The following is a 17,486-nucleotide window of genomic DNA, read 5'->3' as shown; positions in this document are numbered from 1 at the left end:
CGGGCCCTGCTCAGGACGGTGCCCGCCGCCCGGTCTCCCCGGGCGGCGGGCACAGCGCCTCAGTAAAACGCCTCAGTGCCGGGGCGGCTGCTGGTCGGCGGATTCGGCACGGGCCTCGGACACGATCTGGCCGGTCCACTCCGAGAGCAGCGGATCGGCGATCTTGTCGGCCTCGGCCTTCGCCCGCTCCCGGTCCCGCTCGGCCTTCTCCTCCGCCTCCATCTCCGCGATGACGTCGATCGGCGGCGGGGCCTTGGCCAGGAAGATCCAGGTCAGATAGACGCAGAGCAGGAACGGCGGAATGCCGAGCGCGACCTTGACCCAGCCGAGCTGGGTGGCGTCCCCCCACCAGTAGAGCGGGAACAGCACGGCCGACTTGGCCAGCAGGATCAGCCCCCACGCCCAGGTGGACCGGGTGTAGGCGCGGAACCGGCCCGGGTTCCGGGTGCGCCAGGAGAGGTTCTCCTTCAGCATCGGCCCGAGCAGGACGCCGATCAGCGGGAAGCGGAAGATCGCCGAGAGGATGTAGGCGATCGCCAGGCCCAGGGTGTAGAGCATGCCCGGCAGATAGAAGTTCTTCGCGTCGCCGGACATCATCGCGAAGATCGCGCCGAACGCGACCCCGAGGACCCCGCTGAAGGCGTGCTTCAGCGTCTCCTTGCGCACCAGCCGGGCGAGCCCGAGCAGCACGCTGAGGCCGATCGCGGCGATCGCGGCGAGGTGGATGTCCCGCTTGATCGTGTACATCAGGACGAAGACCAGACCGGGGACGGTGGTGTCCACCATGCCCCGCACCCCGCCGAACGCCTCCAGGAGCGCGGTGTCCGCCGCCGCTCTGCTGGCGGCGGCGGTGTGTCGGTGCCCGGTCGGGGGCGTCTTGTCGTCTGGCGTCACCGGCTACTCCTGTCCGAGCGGTCGGAGTTCGTACTTCGGATTGAACAGCACCCGGCGCCCATGGCTCATGGAGATCCGGCCCGAGGCGATCAGCCTGCGCCCCGGTTCTATCCCGATGATGGAGCGACGGCCCAGCCACACCACGTCCAGCGCGGCGGTACCGTCGAAGAGCTCCGCCTCCAGCGCGGGAACTCCGGCCCGCGGTCTGAGCGTCACCGTGCGCAGCGTGCCCGTCACCTTGACGATCTGACGGTCACCGCAGTCGCCGATCTTAGTACAGCCCGCGGCCTCCGCGTCCTGCTGCAACTCGGCGGAGTGCAGCTCCTCCTGGGAGCTCGACAGCCGGTCCAGCATCCGCCGGAACCGGCCGGCCGGTTTGTCGGACCTGTCTCCCCTGTCGGCCCCGTCGGAGGGCTGGCGTACGGAACTCATACGGCCAGCGTACCGGTGAGCCATCGGCGAAACGCCGTCCCCGCGCTCATCGCTCGAACCGGTAGCCCATGCCAGGCTCGGTGACGAAGTGCCGCGGATGGGAGGGGTCGGCCTCCAGCTTGCGGCGCAGCTGCGCCATGTACACCCGCAGGTAGTTGCTCTCGGTGCCGTACGAGGGGCCCCAGACCTCCTGGAGCAGCTGCTTCTGGCTGACCAGCCGCCCGGCGTTGCGCACCAGGACCTCCAGCAGATGCCATTCGGTGGGGGTCAGCCGCACATCGCGGCCGTCGCGATGGGCCTTCTTGGCGGCCAGGTCGACGGTGAACACGTCGGTCTCCACCACCACCGAGTCCTCCGGCCGCCCGACGGGCTCGGCGCGGCGGACGGCCGCGCGCAGCCGGGCGAGCAGCTCGTCCATGCCGAACGGCTTGGTGACGTAGTCGTCCGCCCCGGCGTCGAGCGCCTCGACCTTCTCGTCCGAGGTCTGACGGGCGGAGAGCACCAGGATCGGCACCCGGGTCCAGCCCCGGAGCCCCCTGATCACCTCCACCCCGTCCATATCGGGCAGGCCGAGGTCGAGCACGATCACATCGGGATGGCGGGCGGCGGCGAGCCGGAGCGCGGTGGCGCCGTCCGAGGCCGCGTCCACCTCGTACTTGCGCGCCTTCAGGTTGATCACAAGGGCGCGCACGATCTGCGGCTCGTCGTCCACCACGAGCACCCGGTTCATCTGGCGGGCCTGCCTTTCCCTGTCGTTGTGCCTGACGTGGAGCCGACCTCGACCGGGAGGCCGGGGGTGGCCGGCGGGCGGTCGCGGGCGACCCGCAGCGTGAGCACCATGGTCATCCCGCCGCCGGGGGTGTCCTCGGCGGTCAGCCGCCCGGCCATGGCCTCCGCGAAGCCGCGGGCGACGGCGAGCCCGAGGCCGACCCCGGCGCCGCGCGGGGCGTCCCCGTACCGCTGGAAGGGCTCGAAGATACGGTCCTTCTCGCTGTCCGGCACGCCCGGCCCGGCGTCGGCCACGCGCAGCTCCACCCGGTCGCCGAGGGCGCTCGCGGAGACCAGCACGGGGCGGTCCGGCGGGCTGTACTTCACCGCGTTCTCCACGATGTTGGCCACGGCGCGCTCCAGCAGCCCGGGGTCGACCGCGACCATCGGCAGCTCCTCGGGGATGTCGAGGGCGACATCGGCCTCGGGGACGCCGACGAGCGCCATCGGCACCACCTCGTCCAGGTCGATCTCCCGGATGAGCGGGGTGACGGTGCCGGTCTGCAGCCGGGAGATGTCCAGGAGGTTGCCCACCAGGTGGTCCAGCCGGTCGGCGCCGCTCTCGATGCCCTCCAGCAGCTCGGCCTCGTCCTCCGCCGACCAGGCCACGTCATCGGAGCGCAGGGAGCTCACGGCCGCCTTGATGGCCGCGAGCGGGGTGCGCAGATCGTGGCTGACGGCGGCGAGCAGCGCGGTGCGGATGCGGTTCCCCTCGGCCAGCTCACGGGCCTGCCCGGCCTCCTGGGCCAGCCGCTGCCGGTCGAGGACGACGGCGGCCTGGGCGGCGAAGGCGGCGAGCACCCGGCGGTCCTCGGCGGGCAGGACCCGGCCGGAGAGCGCGAGCGCCATATGGTCGCCGACCGGCATGTCCACCTCCGCGTCCTCGGGCCGCTCGGGCGGCGGAGTGCCGCCGTGGCCGCCGGCGCTGCCCGCGCAGGTCCAGGGGGCGACGTCGCTCTCCCGCTCCAGCAGCACGACGGAGTCCATGGCGAACGTCTCGCGGACCCGCTCCAGCAGCGCCTCCAGGCTGGTCTCGCCGCGCAGCACGCTGCCCGCGAGGAAGGACAGTATCTCGGACTCGGCGCGCAGCCGGGCGGCCTGATGGGTGCGGCGGGCGGCGAGATCCACCACGGAGGCCACACAGACCGCCACCGCCACGAAGATCGCTATGGCGACGATGTTCTCGGGGTCGGCGATGGTCAGGGTGTGGGTGGGCGGGGTGAAGTAGTAGTTGAGCAGCAGCGATCCGACGGCCGCCGAGGCGAGGGCGGGCACCATGCCGCCCAGCAGCGCGGCCAGCACATTGAGGAACAGGAAGAGCAGCACCTCGTTGGCGAAGCCGGGCCCGGCCTCCGAGGCGAGGGTGGCGCCGGTGGTGGTGAGCAGCAGCGTGAGCAGGGCCGGTCCGGCCACCCCGACCACCCAGCCCGCGATCAGCCGGGAGCGGCCCAGCCGGGCGCCGCGCGCCACCGGCAGCCCGCGGCCCTTGGCGACCTCGTCGTGGGTGACGATGTGGACGTCCAGGTCGGGCCCGGACTCCCGGGCGACGGTGGCGCCCACCCCGGGTCCGAACATGTACTGCCAGGTCTTGCGGCGGCTGGAGCCGAGCACGATCTGGGTCGCGTTGACCCCGCGGGCGAACTCCAGCAGCGCCCTGGGGATGTCCTCCCCTATGACGTGGTGGAAGGTGCCCCCGAGGTCTTCGACGAGGGTGCGCTGGACCGCCAGCTCCTTGGGGGATGCCGAGGTCAGGCCGTCGCTGCGGGCGATGTAGACGGCGAGGATCTCGCTGCCGGAGCCCTTGGCCGCCATCCGGGCCGCCCGGCGGATCAGCGTCCGCCCCTCCGGGCCGCCGGTCAGCCCGACGACGATCCGCTCACGCGCCTGCCAGGTGGAGCGGATGGAGTGCTCGTCGCGGTACTGCTGGAGGTATTCGTCCACCCGGTCGGCGGTCCACAGCAGGGCCAGCTCGCGCAGCGCGGTCAGGTTCCCGGGCCGGAAGTAGTTCGACAGCGCGGCGTCGACCTTGTCGGGCGCGTAGATGTTGCCGTGCGCCATGCGGCGGCGCAGCGCCTGGGGCGACATGTCGACCAGCTCGATCTGGTCGGCCCGGCGCACCACCTCGTCCGGGACGGTCTCCCGCTGGCGCACCCCCGTGATCGACTCCACCACGTCCCCCAGCGACTCCAGATGCTGGATGTTGACGGTGGAGACGACGTCGATGCCCGCCCGCAGCAGCTCCTCGACGTCCTGCCAGCGCTTCTCGTTCCGGCAGCCGGGGACGTTGGTGTGGGCGAGCTCGTCGACCAGCGCGACGGCGGGGCGGCGCGCCAGCACCGCGTCCACGTCCATCTCGCTGAAGGCGGACTCCCGGTACTCCACCTCCCGGCGGGGCACCTCCTCGAGCCCGTGCATCATCACCTGGGTGCGCCGGCGACCGTGGTGCTCCACGAAGCCGACCACCAGGTCCGTGCCCCGCTCGACCCGGCGGTGCCCCTCGGACAGCATCGCGTAGGTCTTGCCGACGCCCGGTGCCGCACCGAGGTAGATCCGCAACTTTCCGCGTCCCATGCCCCTATTTTCCCTGTTGGACGGCGCCTGAGCGCTCGGCGAGCCTCCGGCGGGCGATACCCGTCGAGCAAACCCCGCCCCCGGCCGGACCGGCCGTCCCTTGACGCCTCCCTTACGGCCGTCGGCGCCCTCTTGACGCGTCTCTGACGCGCGGCGTCCGCACTCCTCGGGGCAACGCCAGAACTTCCCGGGGCAAACCCCATGAAAAAGCCGGTGGGCCGTACTCCGCAGAGAAGAGTACGGCCCACCGGTAGACGCTCACATCGGGCCGGGCCTTACGCCGTCGGCTCAGCCGGACGCGAGCGAGCAGCCCGCCAAGGCGTCAAGACCGGAGGGGGCGGTCGAGCCCTGGCGGGAGATCGAGAGTTCGATGCGGTCGATCGTCGAGGCGCGCTTGTCCTTCAGCGGGCCGAGGATCGCGTTCTGCACGAAGTTGGGGCCGCCCTCGCCCGCGGAGGAGGCCAGCCGCTTGTTGGCCTCGTCGAGCTGGGTCTGGAGCAGCGCGATATTGCGGTCCACCTCGGCCTGGGCGGCGGCCGGTACGTCGCCGATCCCGGAGGCGACATCGGGGCAGTTGATCGTCTGGCCGGAGCCCGCGCCAGCCCCGCCGCCCTGATCGGCTCCTCCGCCCTGGTCGGCTCCGCCGCCCTGTTCCTCCGCGGGCTGGGACGCGGCGGCGGTCGGGCTCGCGGCACCGCCCGCCTCGCCGCCCGCGCCGGTGTCGGAGCCCGCTCCCGCCCCGCCGTCCGACAACGTGCACTCGGCGAGCGCGTCCAGCCCCGCCGGCTTCTCGGCGCGCCGCCCTATGGAGATCGCGATGCGGTCCAGGGTGGACTTCCGCTTGTCCGCCAGCGGCCCGAGGATGGCGTTCTGCACGAAGTTGGGGCCGCCCTCGCCCTGGCTGGTGCTGAGCCGCTTGTTGGCCTCCGCCAGCTGGGTGTCCAGCAGGGCGAGGTTGCGGTCCACCTCGGCCTGGGCCTCCGCCGGGATCTCCGGGAGGGAACCGGCTACGGCGGGGCAGCTGATGGCCGAGGCCGCCTTGGTCGACGCACTGGCGTCGCCGCTGCCGTCCTGACCGGCCATGGCGGCTCCCACCACGACGGCCGCACAGGTGATACCGCCGATCGCCCCGGAGAGGAGGATTCTCCGGCGGTGGAGTAACGGAAGGCCACGCGACATCTGATCACTCACCTCGTTGAGGTCGGACAGGGGGTGTCTCTCGCGACGCGCCTTCTCCCCCTCGGAGCGTCACAAGGTCTCGCGCCCATGAGTACGGCCGGTGCGGCGGGTGTGTTCAACGGGTTCCGGGAAATCCCGGAAAACCCGAAGGAAGGGCTCCGGAACATGCCGAAGGGGCCCGGGGCCCTGCCCCGGGCCCCTTCCGGGCCTTGGCGCTCTGTCGTACGCGAGCTGCCGTACGCGAGCTGCCGTACGCGAGTTGCCGTACACGAGCTCTCGTACGCGAGCTGCCGTGTGCGAGCTCTCGTCCGCGAGGGCGGCTCAGCGCACCTCGGAGATCTCCGGGCCGCGCTGGAGCCGGTCGGCGCCGCCCGCGAACCGCGAGCCCTGCGCCTCGTCCTGCTGCACCCCGTCGGGCACCATCTGCGCGTCGTCCGGCAGCTTGAGGACGATCGGGTCGCGCGGGGCCATCGGGCCCTCGCCGCGCACCACGACCGTGTCCCGGAAGATCGCTTCCAGGAGGCTGCCGGTCTCGGGCTGCACGGCGCCCTGCCCGGAGATCACACCGCGCAGGAACCAGCGGGGCCCGTCCACGCCGACGAAGCGGACCACCTGCACACCGTTCTTGCCGTCCGGGAGCTGCACCGGCACCTGGGCGCGCAGCTCCCAGCCGAGCGGGCCCTCGACCTCGTCGACGATCCCGCCCTGCTGGGTGATGCCGGTGGCGATCTCGTCGCGCACCTCGCCCCAGATGCCTTCCTTCTTGGGCGCGGCGAACCCCTGGAGCTGCACGGCGCTGTCCCGCAGCACCACGGTCGCGGCGACGATCGCGTCCCCCGCGACCTCCACCCGCAGCTCCATGCCCTCCACGCCGGGCACGAACAGACCTCCGAGGTCCACCCGGCCCTCGCCGGGCTCGCGCACCTCGGACACGTCCCAGGGGCCCTCGGGGCGCGGGGCCGGCGGCAGGCTCACCCGCCCGGCCTCCACGGGTGCGGCGGTGTCCTCAGCGCCGTCCGCGTCCTCCGCGTCCTCGGCCAACTCGTCGGAGGTCACGTCGAGCGACTCGACGTCCTCCTTGCTGCGCTTGCGGCGACGTCCGAACACGTCATCGTCCTTCCCGGTCGGAACCGACCGAAGCGTATCCATTCCCACCCGTTGTGCCGTCCACGGCGGCATGACCGCCGGTGGACCCGAAGCCCCCTTCGGCCCGCGCCGACCCGGGAAGCTCCGCCACCTCCTGGAAGCGCACCTTCTCGACCTGCTGGACGACCAATTGGGCGATCCGGTCGAAGCGCTCGAACCGCACGCTCTCGCGCGGGTCCAGATTGACCACGATCACCTTGATCTCTCCACGGTACCCGGCATCGATGGTCCCCGGGGCATTCACCATGGCGACGCCGCAGCGCGCGGCGAGTCCGGACCGTGGATGCACGAAGGCGGCATACCCCTCCGGGAGCGCGATAGACACTCCGGTGGGCAGAACCGCGCGCTCCCCGGGGGCCAGCTCGGCGGGCTCGGTGGTGACCAGGTCGGCCCCGGCGTCGCCGGGGTGGGCGTAGCCGGGGATCGGCACCTCGGGGTCCACCCTGCGGATCAGCACGTCGACGGGGAGCGGGCTCATGGGTTCACCTCGAAAGCGCGCGCGACCTTCACCTGATCCGGATCGGCGAGCGCCGCGTCGATCTCCTCCGGCCGGCCGTTCTCGATGAAGTGGTCGACCCGGACCTCTATGAAGAGGGCCTGCGCCCGCACCGCGACGGGGCCGTCGGGGGCGTCGATCCGGCCCGTGGCCGAGCAGTAGATCTTGCGTCCGTGCACGGCGGCCACCCGTGCCTCCAGGTGGAGCTCGGCGCCGACCGGTACGGGCCGTACGAAGTCCGTCTCCAGCCGCCCGGTCACCGCGATCACCCGCTGGAGCCAGTTGAGCGATCCGAGCGTCTCGTCCAGCGCCGCGGCCAGCACCCCGCCGTGGGCCAGGCCCGGCGCGCCCTGATGGCCGCCGCGCACGGTGAACTCGGCGGTGACGCTCACGCCCTCGCCCGCCCGTGTGGTCAGCTCCAGGCCCCGCGCCTGGTCGCCGCAGCCGAAGCACTGGTCGTAGTGCGCGCCGAGAATCTCCCCGGGCGCGGGCGCGTCGGGGTGGCGCACGGGGGGTTTGGAGCCCTCCGGCGGCGTCAGCCCTGTCGTTCGTCCACTCACAACGGCTGACCTTACCCGCGAGAACAGTCCGGGTCGGCGGCCATGCCAAGCTGATACGCATGCAGCCTTACGACGAACGCCTCAGCGCGCCCCGTTCCTGGTGGTTCATCGCCGTCCTGATGGGGGTCTCAGTGGGGTTGATCATGCTGCCGTTCGGCACTCTGCCGATGCTCGGCGGGCTGATCGGCGGGGCGGCGCTGGCCTGTGTGGCGGTGAGTTCGTACGGCTCGGCGCGGGTGCGCGTGGTGGCGGACTCGCTGGTGGCAGGCGAGGCGAAGATCCCGGTGTCGGCGCTGGGGACCCCGCGGGTGCTGGACGCCGACGAGGCGGCCGCCTGGCGGACCTACAAAGCCGATCCGCGGGCGTTCATGCTGCTGCGCAGCTACATCCCGACGGCGCTGCGGGTGGAGGTCACCGATCCGGAAGACCCGACACCGTATGTGTATGTCTCCACACGGAATCCGGAGGCGCTCGCCGCCGCGCTCACGGCCGTTCGCTCGGTGTGACAGGGGCGCGCGAGGAGCTCATCTCTCCAGGGCCACGGGGAGGTCCCAGGGGACCTGCTTGGCCCGCAGATCCTTGCGGACCTTGCGCGCGAGCTTCTTGGTGTCGCGCCGGTTCATCGTGGCTCCCACGGCCGCGCCGACCATGAAGGGCGCCAGGGACGGCATGTTGCGGAAGCCGCGTCTGAGGACCTGCTGCCGCAGCTCGCGCTTCATCTGGACGCCGAGAGCCGCGTTGACGGTCGCCGGCTGGGCGACGTCGATACCGCGCTCCTCGGCCCAGGCGCCGAGGTAGGCGACGGCGCGCTGACGCGTGGAGCCGGGCGCGCGCACCCCGTAGACCTCGTGCAGCTCGGCGATCAGCTTGAACTCTATGGAGGCCACGCCGACGATCTCGGCGGCCAGCTCGGTGGGCATGGCGGGCGGGGCCGGCAGCATCGCCGCGGCACCGATGCCCGCGCCCACTGTGGCGGTGCCGCCCGCGGCACCGGCCACCAGCTTGTCCGCGAGCTCTTCGGGGCCCAGCCCCGGGAACTGCTTGCGCAGCGTCGCGAGATCGCGGACAGCAATGCGTGGAGCGTTCGCGATGATCCGGTCGGCGACCGCGTAGACCCCCGCTCTCGCGCGCTCACCGCCTCGTCGCACACCACGGCCGACAGCGGTCGCGAGCGAGGCCATCCGGCCTCGCTCGGTCTCGTTCATGTCGTCGTGTTCCACCTCCACGCCGACCCCGCGGCTCAGGCCGCGCAGTCGCGGCAGATCGGCTGGCCGTTCTTGGTCTCGGCGGCCAGCTGGCTGCGGTGGTGCACAAGGAAGCAGCTCATGCAGGTGAACTCGTCGGCCTGGCGGGGCAGGACCCGGACGGACAACTCCTCGTTGGAGAGGTCCGCTCCTGGTAGCTCCAGGCCCTCTGCCTGCTCGAACTCATCCACGTCGACGGTCGACGCGGACTTGTCGTTCCGCCGGGCCTTGAGTTCCTCGATGCTGTCCTCGTTGACGTCATCGTCGGTCTTACGTGGGGTGTCGTAGTCCGTTGCCATGTCTGTCTCCCCCTCTGGGTGTCTGTGGTGTCTCCAGCGCACGTAACGCGTGAGAGGCCGGACTTGTGCCCGACCCGAGGCGGAGATTTTGCCTCACATCAAGGTCTGTTACTCAATCGACACCCAACCGCACCCCTGAAGAGGTGATCGGGTTGGATGGCCATCGGGACCGTACACGGTCCGAATGTCGCACTCACATGCGCCATGACGTGTACTTCCCGTGATCACGGCCCCTGAAAACCCGGATTTTCCCGGCTTTCCGTCAACCGCGGCGATCACACAGAGTATATGGCCGGAAAATCGCCCATGTGATCGATCCCACACCCTACCTCGGGTGGGCGGATCACGAAAATTCCGCCCAAAGCGAACACATCCCGTCGGATCCCCGGCCGCCCTCTCTCCGACGTCATACCGGCAGCACCACCCGCATCACCAGGCCGCCTCCCTCGCGCGGCTCCGCCGCGATGCGGCCGCCGTGGGCGCGCGCCACGGAGCGCGCGATCGACAGCCCGAGGCCGACGCCCTTGTCGCTGCCGGTGCGCTCCGTACGGAGCCTGCGGAACGGCTCGAAGATGTTGTCCATCTCGTAGGCGGGGACCACCGGGCCGGTGTTCGCGACCACCAGCACGGCCTGGCCCTGCCTGCTCTCGGTGGTGACCTCCACCCAGCCGTCCCGCGCCACGTTGTACCGCACCGCGTTCTGCACCAGGTTCAGCGCGATCCGCTCCAGCAGCACCCCGTTGCCCTGGACCACCGCGGGGGCACGCTGCCCGCGCAGCTCCACGCCCTTGTCCTCGGCCTCCGCCCGCACCTGCTCCAGCGCCTGGGAGGCCACCTCGGCGAGGTCCACCGGCTTGCGGTCGACGATCTCGTTGTCGCTGCGGGCCAGCAGCAGCAGACCCTCCACCAGCTGCTCGCTGCGCTCGTTGGTGGCCAGCAGGGTCTTGCCCAGCTGGGTCAGCTCCGGGGACGCCTGCGGGTCCGAGAGCTGCACCTCCAGCAGGGTGCGGTTGATCGCCAGCGGAGTGCGCAGCTCGTGCGAGGCGTTGGCGACGAACCGCTGCTGGGCGGTGAACGCCCGGTCCAGGCGCTCCAGCATCTCGTCGAAGGTGTCGGCGAGCTCCTTGAGCTCGTCGTCCGGGCCGTCCAGCTCGATCCGGCGGGACAGGTCCGAGCCCGCCACCTGGCGCGCGGTCCGGGTGATCCGGCCGAGCGGCGAGAGCACCCGCCCGGCCATCGCGTAGCCGAAGGCGAAGGCGATCACGGACAGGCCCAGGAGGGCTATCAGGGAGCGGCGCAGCAGCCCGTCGAGGGCCAGCTGGCGCTGCTCCTTCATGCAGGTGTTCAGGACCGCGTTGAACTGGTCGGGGCTGCTCTGGCCGATGATCTCGGGGCAGGTGTTGTTGGTCGGCTGGACACTGCCGCCGACGAGCTTGAACGGCAGCTCGTTGCCGACGTGCAGGGCCTGCGCGGCCAGCAGGTAGATGATCGTCAGCAGCACCACCCCGGCGATCAGGAACATCCCGCCGTACAGCAGGGTGAGCCGTATCCGGATCGTGGGGCGCAGCCAGGGGTTGGGACGCGAGCCGGCCTGCGGGTCCCAGCTGGGCTTGGGCGGCGCCGTCGGCGGCAGCGGAGTCGGAGTCGTCGCCATGCCTGATCAGATCCGGTAACCCGAGCCGGGGACGGTGACGATCACCGCGGGCTCACCCAGCTTGCGGCGCAGGGTCATCACGGTCACCCGCACCACGTTGGTGAACGGGTCGGTGTTCTCGTCCCAGGCCTTCTCCAGCAACTGCTCCGCGGAGACCACGGCGCCCTCGCTGCGCATGAGCACCTCCAGCACCGCGAACTCCTTCGGCGCCAGCTGGATCTCCTTGCCGTCCCGGAACACTTCGCGGCGGTTGGGGTCCAGCTTGATCCCGGAGCGCTCCAGGACGGGCGGCAGGGCCACGGTCGTCCGGCGGCCGAGCGCCCGGACGCGCGCGATCAGTTCGCTGAAGGCGAAGGGCTTGGGCAGATAGTCGTCCGCGCCGATCTCCAGGCCCTCCACGCGATCGCTGACGTCGCCGGAGGCGGTGAGCATCAGCACACGGGTGGGGATGCCGAGTTCGACGATCTTTCGGCAGACGTCGTCGCCGTGCACGAGGGGCAGGTCCCGGTCGAGGACGACGACGTCATAGTCGTTGACGGCGATCCGCTCCAGGGCGGCGGCTCCGTCATACACGACGTCGACGGCCATGGCCTCCCGGCGCAGTCCGGTGGCCACCGCATCGGCGAGCAGCTGCTCGTCCTCGACGACGAGTACGCGCACGTCGTTGGTCCTTCCTCGATTGCCTCAGTGGGCGGGGTGATCTCGCCAAACTCGATGGGTGTTCGGCGCCTCCATCCTGCCTCGAAGTCTCATAAACCGGCGGTAAGAGGGTCGCCGCGGGATCCCGAGTGCGGATCATGGCCGCGGCGGAGGGGTCCGCGGCGGCCGGAACACCGAATTCAGATTCTTTCGGGTCCGGAGGTTTCCCCCGAAGACGGGGTGGGGAGGACGACTGCACACCCGCGATCACGCCCTGTCCCCGGCATATCTGGCCGGCATTGCCGTTGGCAGGGGCCACTCACGTGATCAACCCGCCGTCGGCACACCCCCGTGCCACCGACCCACGACGAGGGGGCGCAACATGGACGCGTTCACCGCAGGCATTCTGCAGCGCATAGAGAACACCAAGACCGATCTCATTCGCGCCCGTGAGACGGGCGACGACTTTCTTGTGGACGTGGAGCAGTCGGAGCTGGAAGACCTCCGTCGCCTCGCCGCCGAGCACGGCGTCGAAGTAAGCGCCTCGTTTGCTTGATCCCTTGTGGATTCCGGACCCGATCCAGATCCGGATTCCATGTGACCGTGTGACCGATTCCCATTCACCGCCGGATGGTGATCCAGAAAACATCCGGTAACCACGCCGAAGCGCCCCGGTGTCCTCATGACTCCGGGGCGCTTCCGTGTGTGTGCTTCTGTGTGTGTTTCCAGGTGTGCTTCCGGGCGTGTGGATGGTGCCGGGGGCGGGATTCAGTCGTGCCAGGCGCCCAGGTCGTCCAGAAGCCCGCGCAGCGGCTCGAAAAGGCCCGGTGCGGCGGCGATGGTCAGCTCGGTGGAGGCCGGGACGCCCGGCCGCCCTCCGGTGAGCGCGCCCGCCTCGCGCGCTATGAGCGCACCGGCCGCGAAGTCCCAGGGGTTGAGCCCGCGCTCGTAGTAGCCGTTGAGCCGGCCGCAGGCCACATCGCACAGATCGATGGCGGCCGATCCGCCGCGCCGGATGTCCCGCACTCGCGGCAGCACCCCGCCCAGGACCCTGGCCTGCCCGATGCGGCGCTCGCGCACATACCCGAAGCCGGTCCCGATCAGCGACTCCTCGAGCGGGGCCGCGGGGCGGCAGTGCACCCGCTCGCCGTTCCGCCAGGCGCCCTGGCCCAGGACGGCGTGGAAGGTCTCGCCGCGCACCGGGGCGATCACCACCCCGGCGACCGGCTCGCCGTCCTTCTCGGCGGCGATGCTGACCGCCCACGACGGCAGGCCGTAGAGGTAGTTCACGGTGCCGTCGAGCGGGTCGATCACCCAGCGCACCCCGCTGCTGCCCTCGCTGTTGGAGCCCTCCTCCCCCAGCACTCCGTCCCTCGGGCGGCGGCGCGCGAGGAGGTCGGTGATCAGCTTCTCGGCGGCGATGTCCATCTCGGTGACGACGTCGATCGGGCTGGTCTTGGTGGCCGCCACCCCGAGGTCGGCCGGGCGGCCGTCGCGCAGCAGGTCCCCCGCGCCGCGGGCGGCCTCCAGCGCCGTCTCGAGGAGTTCGGTCATGAGCGGGTCGGTCATCGTGCTCCTTAGCGGATTGCCCGGAGGGGCGAGCGGCGGTGGCGGGCCGGGACGGCGGGCGCGGCCGGTCGGAGCCCGGGGTGTGAGGGCGAGGCGTGACGGCGGGCGCGGTCAGTCGGAGCCCGCGGCGGCGGGGCGCGGCGACCGGGCCGGACAGCAGCCCACCGGGCACACGTCATGGCTCGGGCCGAGGGCGCCCAGGGCGCAGCGCACCGGGGCGGTCGCCGCCCGGCCCTCGGCGAAGCGCTCGGTGGCCGCGCGCTCCAGCACCAGGTCGCGCACGCACGCCGCGAACCGCGGATCGGCGCCGACGGTCGAGGCGCGGGAGACCGGCAGACCCAGCTCGGCGGCCTTGGCCGTGGCCTCGGTGTCGAGGTCGTACTTGACCTCCATATGGTCCGAGACGAAGCCGATCGGGACCATGACGACGGCGGGCGCGCCCTCGCCGTGCAGCTCCTCGAGGTGATCGCAGATGTCCGGCTCCAGCCAGGGGATGTGCGGGGCGCCGCTGCGCGACTGGTAGACCAGCCGCCAGGGGTGCTCGACGCCGGTCTCCTCGCGCACCGCGTCCACGATCAGCCGGGCGACATCGAGGTGCTGGGCGACGTACGCGCCGCCCTCCCCGTCCTCGGTGTGCGCCGCCACCGGGCCCGAGGTGTCGGCGGCGGCGGTCGGGATGGAGTGGGTGGTGAACGCGAGGTGGGCCCCGGCGCGCCGGCCCTCGGGCAGCTCCGCGAGGGCGGCGAGCGTGGTGTCCACCATGGGCCGCACGAAGCCGGGGTGGTTGAAGTAGTGCCGCAGCTTGTCCACGCGCGGCAGCGGCAGGCCCTCGCCCTCCAGGGCGGCCAGGGCGTCCGCGAGGTTCTCGCGGTACTGCCGGCAGCCCGAGTACGAGGCGTAGGCGCTGGTGGCCAGCGTCAGGATCCGGCGGTGCCCGTCGGCGGCCAGCTCGCGAAGGGTGTCGGTCAGATACGGCGCCCAGTTGCGATTGCCCCAGTAGACCGGCAGGTCCAGGCCGTGCTCGGCGAAGTCCTTGCGCAGCGCGTGCAGCAGCTCGCGGTTCTGCGCGTTGATCGGGCTGACCCCGCCGAAGAGGAAGTAGTGCCGGCCGACCTCCTTCAGCCGCTCGCGGGGGATGCCCCGCCCGCGCGTGACGTTCTCCAGGAACGGCACGACGTCGTCGGGGCCCTCGGGACCGCCGAAGGAGAGCAACAGCAGTGCGTCATAGGGGTCTGCGGCAGGCTGTACTGACTGATCCGGCATGCTTCCGATCCTGCCACCCGCCGCTGACGGGCGGGAAACGGCCCTGCGCGACCGGGCACGGGCCCGTAATCTGTATCAGCGCTCGACGATCCTTACCCTGCTCACGGCGGAGTCTGCCTTGCCCAGTGCCAGCCCCTACCGCGCGATCTTCGCCGCCCCCGGCGCCAAGGAGTTCTCCGCGGCCGGCTTCCTCGGGCGGATGCCGCTGTCCATGGCGGGCATCGGCGTGGTCACCATGGTCTCCGAACTCACCGGCCGGTACGGGCTCGCGGGCGCCCTGTCGGCCACCCTGGCGCTCTCCGCCGCCGCCATCGGCCCGCAGATATCCCGGCTGGTCGACCGGCACGGCCAGCGCCGGGTGCTGCGCCCGGCGACCCTCATGGCGCTCGCCGCCATCTGCGGGCTGCTGCTGAGCGCGCACCGGAGCTGGCCGGACTGGACGCTGTTCGTCTTCGCCGCCGCGTCCGGCTGTGTGCCCAGTGTGGGCTCCATGGTGCGGGCCCGCTGGGCGGCGATCTACGGGGACTCCCCGCGCGAGCTGCACGCCGCGTACGCGTGGGAGTCCATCGTCGACGAGATCTGCTTCATCGTCGGGCCGGTCATCTCGATCGGGCTGTCCACCTCTTGGTTCCCGGAGGCGGGCCCGCTGCTGGCCGCCTGCTTCCTGGCGGCCGGGGTCTTCTCGCTGACCGCGCAGCGGGCCACCGAGCCCGTACCGCATCCGCGCGGGCAGCACACCGGCGGTTCGGCGCTGCGCTCGCGCGGGCTCCAGGTGCTGGTGGCCACCTTCATGGCGACCGGCGCGATCTTCGGGGCGATCGACGTGGTCACGGTGGCCTTCGCCGAGGACGAGGGCCACAAGGGCGCGGCCAGTCTGGTCCTGGCGGTCTACGCGGCGGGTTCCTGCCTCGCGGGCGCGGTCTTCGGGGTGCTGCGGCTGAGCGGTCCGGTGTCCCGTCGTTGGTTGTGGGGTATTTGTGCGATCGCCGTGAGTATGATCCCGCTCCAACTGGTCGGGAACCTGCCGTTCCTGGCCGTGGCGCTCTTCGTCGCGGGCCTGGCCATCGCACCCACGATGGTCACCACCATGGCCCTTGTCGAACAGCACGTACCACGCGCGCATCTGACCGAGGGGATGACCTGGGTGAGCACCGGGCTCGCGGTCGGGGTGGCGCTCGGCTCGTCGGCCGCCGGATGGGTGGTGGACGCGGCCGGCGCCCGGGCGGGGTACGCGGTGCCGGCCGTGGCCGGGGCGCTCGCGGCCGCGGTGGCGTTCCTCGGGTACCGCCGGCTACGGCCGGCGACACAGCGGGAGGGGTCGGGTGCGGATGGCCGTCAGGACCGTGAAGACCGTACGGAGCAGCGTGTGGCGTAACTGGGCGGGGAACGTGATGGCCCGCCCGACGCGGATCGTCGCCCCGTCGTCCACACAGGAGCTGGCCGAGATGGTGCGCCGGGCGACGGCGGAGGGGCTGAAGGTGAAGGCGGTGGGCACCGGGCACTCCTTCACCACCGCGGCCGCCACCGACGGGCTGCTGATACGCCCCGACCGGATGGCGGGCGTGCGCGGGCTGGACCGCGAGGCGGGGACCGTGACCGTCGCGGCCGGCACCTCGCTCCGGCAGCTCAACGAAACGCTGTCGGCCCATGGTCTTTCGCTGGTCAATATGGGCGACATCATGGAGCAGACCGTGGCCGGGGCGACCTCCACGGGCACCCATGGCACCGGCCGGGACAGCGCCTCGATCGCCGCCCAGATCAGGGGTCTGGAGCTGGTGACGGCGGACGGTTCGGTGCTGCGCTGCTCGGCGGAGGAGAACCCGGAGATCTTCGCGGCGGCCCGGATCGGGCTCGGCGCGCTCGGCGTGGTCAGCGAGATCACCTTCGGGGTGGAACCGGAGTTCCTGCTCTCGGCGCGCGAGGAGCCCATGCCCTTCGACCGCGTGATGGCCGAATTCGAACAGCTCGTGGCCGAGAACGAGCACTTCGAGTTCTACTGGTTTCCGCACACCGGCAACTGCAACACCAAACGCAATAACCGCAGCACCGGCCCCGCCGCTCCGGTGGGCCGGGTCAGCGGCTGGGTGGACGACGAATTGCTGTCCAACGGCATCTTCCAGGTGGCCTGTTCGGTGGGCCGGGCGGTCCCCGCCACCATCCCCGGAATCGCCAGAATCTCCAGCCGCGCCCTGTCCGCCCGGACCTACACGGACATCCCTTACAAAGTCTTCACCTCTCCGCGCCGAGTGCGGTTCCTGGAGATGGAATACGCCGTGCCGCGCGAGGCCGCCGTCACCGTGCTGCGCGAGCTCAAGGCGACCGTCGAGCGGTCCGGACTGCGGGTCAGCTTCCCGGTGGAGGTGCGCACCGCGCCCGCCGACGACATCCCGCTGTCCACCGCCTCCGGGCGCGACACCGCGTACATCGCCGTCCATCTGTACCGGGGCACCCCGCACCGGGCGTACTTCACGGCGGCCGAGCAGATCATGATCGCGCACGGCGGCCGTCCGCACTGGGGCAAGCTGCACAGCCGCGACGCCGCCTATCTGGCCGGGGTCTATCCCCGGTTCGGCGAGTTCGCGGCGGTGCGCGACCAGCTGGATCCGGACCGGCTGTTCACCAACGACTATCTGCGGCGGGTGCTCGGCGACTGACGCGTCCCGGCCCGTCGGCCGACTGACGCGTCAGGGCGCGCCGGGCGACTGACGCGTCAGGGCACGCCGGGCGACTGACATCACGGCGTCCCGGGCGGCTGACGTCACGGCGCGCCGG

General features: G+C 71.6%; 18 protein-coding genes. 4 read left to right on the top strand and 14 right to left on the bottom strand.

Annotated features, from left to right (window positions below; genetic code table 11):
• Window positions 1-72: 72 nt before the first annotated feature.
• The 8 genes from JK364_RS21140 to JK364_RS21105 form a co-directional block, all read right to left on the bottom strand.
• A complete protein-coding gene (locus JK364_RS21140; protein ID WP_201852701.1) occupies window positions 73-894 on the bottom strand; it encodes a DUF3159 domain-containing protein in 822 nt (273 codons plus the stop codon).
• 3 nt (window positions 895-897) lie between these two features.
• On the bottom strand, window positions 898-1,248 hold the full coding sequence (locus tag JK364_RS21135; RefSeq protein WP_372461975.1) for an OB-fold nucleic acid binding domain-containing protein: 351 nt from the start codon (window positions 1,246-1,248) through the stop codon (window positions 898-900).
• Between the two features lie 124 nt (window positions 1,249-1,372).
• Window positions 1,373-2,056, bottom strand: coding sequence for a response regulator (locus JK364_RS21130; RefSeq protein ID WP_044569286.1), 684 nt, complete (start codon window positions 2,054-2,056; stop codon window positions 1,373-1,375).
• Complete coding sequence (locus tag JK364_RS21125) at window positions 2,053-4,665, bottom strand: DUF4118 domain-containing protein (protein ID WP_201852699.1); 2,613 nt, start codon at window positions 4,663-4,665, stop codon at window positions 2,053-2,055. The genes JK364_RS21130 and JK364_RS21125 overlap by 4 nt, the downstream gene beginning before the upstream one ends.
• Window positions 4,666-4,953: 288 nt before the next feature.
• Window positions 4,954-5,844: a hypothetical protein gene (locus JK364_RS21120; RefSeq protein WP_201852698.1), complete on the bottom strand. Its 891-nt coding sequence runs from the start codon at window positions 5,842-5,844 to the stop codon at window positions 4,954-4,956.
• A 321-nt stretch (window positions 5,845-6,165) separates the two neighbouring features.
• On the bottom strand, window positions 6,166-6,951 hold the full coding sequence (locus tag JK364_RS21115; RefSeq protein ID WP_201852697.1) for a DUF3710 domain-containing protein: 786 nt from the start codon (window positions 6,949-6,951) through the stop codon (window positions 6,166-6,168).
• Between the two features lies 1 nt (window position 6,952).
• Window positions 6,953-7,468: a dUTP diphosphatase gene (gene dut / locus JK364_RS21110; RefSeq protein WP_191066121.1), complete on the bottom strand. Its 516-nt coding sequence runs from the start codon at window positions 7,466-7,468 to the stop codon at window positions 6,953-6,955.
• Window positions 7,465-8,046, bottom strand: a complete 582-nt coding sequence (locus tag JK364_RS21105) for a PaaI family thioesterase (protein WP_201852696.1) — start codon at window positions 8,044-8,046, stop codon at window positions 7,465-7,467. The genes dut and JK364_RS21105 overlap by 4 nt, the downstream gene beginning before the upstream one ends.
• Window positions 8,047-8,105: 59 nt before the next feature.
• Here JK364_RS21105 and JK364_RS21100 point away from each other — a divergent pair, with 59 nt between their 5' ends.
• Complete coding sequence (locus JK364_RS21100; RefSeq protein WP_201852695.1) at window positions 8,106-8,552, top strand: DUF3093 domain-containing protein; 447 nt, start codon at window positions 8,106-8,108, stop codon at window positions 8,550-8,552.
• 18 nt (window positions 8,553-8,570) lie between these two features.
• Here the strand turns inward: JK364_RS21100 and JK364_RS21095 are convergent, their stop codons facing one another.
• From JK364_RS21095 to JK364_RS21080, 4 genes are all read right to left on the bottom strand, one after another.
• Entirely contained in the window at window positions 8,571-9,251 is a 681-nt protein-coding gene (locus JK364_RS21095) for a hypothetical protein (RefSeq protein ID WP_230992285.1), read from the bottom strand.
• A 35-nt stretch (window positions 9,252-9,286) separates the two neighbouring features.
• On the bottom strand, window positions 9,287-9,589 hold the full coding sequence (locus tag JK364_RS21090) for a DUF4193 domain-containing protein (RefSeq protein WP_009714537.1): 303 nt from the start codon (window positions 9,587-9,589) through the stop codon (window positions 9,287-9,289).
• A gap of 406 nt (window positions 9,590-9,995) precedes the next feature.
• Window positions 9,996-11,243 carry a sensor histidine kinase gene (locus JK364_RS21085; protein WP_201852693.1) on the bottom strand — a complete coding sequence of 416 codons (1,248 nt, stop codon included), beginning with the start codon at window positions 11,241-11,243 and terminating at the stop codon, window positions 9,996-9,998.
• A gap of 6 nt (window positions 11,244-11,249) precedes the next feature.
• Window positions 11,250-11,903, bottom strand: a complete 654-nt coding sequence (locus JK364_RS21080; RefSeq protein ID WP_044569293.1) for a response regulator transcription factor — start codon at window positions 11,901-11,903, stop codon at window positions 11,250-11,252.
• Window positions 11,904-12,264: 361 nt separating this feature from the next.
• Between JK364_RS21080 and JK364_RS21075 the strand changes: the two genes are divergently transcribed.
• Complete coding sequence (locus JK364_RS21075) at window positions 12,265-12,438, top strand: hypothetical protein (RefSeq protein ID WP_014055412.1); 174 nt, start codon at window positions 12,265-12,267, stop codon at window positions 12,436-12,438.
• Between the two features lie 212 nt (window positions 12,439-12,650).
• Here the strand turns inward: JK364_RS21075 and JK364_RS21070 are convergent, their stop codons facing one another.
• Entirely contained in the window at window positions 12,651-13,451 is an 801-nt protein-coding gene (locus JK364_RS21070) for an inositol monophosphatase family protein (RefSeq protein ID WP_201852692.1), read from the bottom strand.
• A 111-nt stretch (window positions 13,452-13,562) separates the two neighbouring features.
• A complete protein-coding gene (locus tag JK364_RS21065) occupies window positions 13,563-14,714 on the bottom strand; it encodes a ferrochelatase (protein WP_201852691.1) in 1,152 nt (383 codons plus the stop codon).
• A gap of 118 nt (window positions 14,715-14,832) precedes the next feature.
• On the opposite strand from JK364_RS21065, the gene JK364_RS21060 reads away from it, so the two are divergent.
• Together JK364_RS21060 and JK364_RS21055 are read left to right on the top strand one after the other, a co-directional pair.
• Window positions 14,833-16,089 (top strand): MFS transporter, encoded by a 1,257-nt coding sequence (locus JK364_RS21060; protein WP_201852690.1) that lies wholly within the window; start codon window positions 14,833-14,835, stop codon window positions 16,087-16,089.
• On the top strand, window positions 16,043-17,368 hold the full coding sequence (locus tag JK364_RS21055) for a D-arabinono-1,4-lactone oxidase (RefSeq protein ID WP_201852689.1): 1,326 nt from the start codon (window positions 16,043-16,045) through the stop codon (window positions 17,366-17,368). The genes JK364_RS21060 and JK364_RS21055 overlap by 47 nt, the downstream gene beginning before the upstream one ends.
• Window positions 17,369-17,486: the final 118 nt, after the last annotated feature.

Source organism: Streptomyces endocoffeicus (assembly GCF_016741935.1).
GTDB lineage: Bacteria > Actinomycetota > Actinomycetes > Streptomycetales > Streptomycetaceae > Streptomyces > Streptomyces endocoffeicus.
This window is presented reverse-complemented; position numbering and strand designations above follow the sequence as displayed.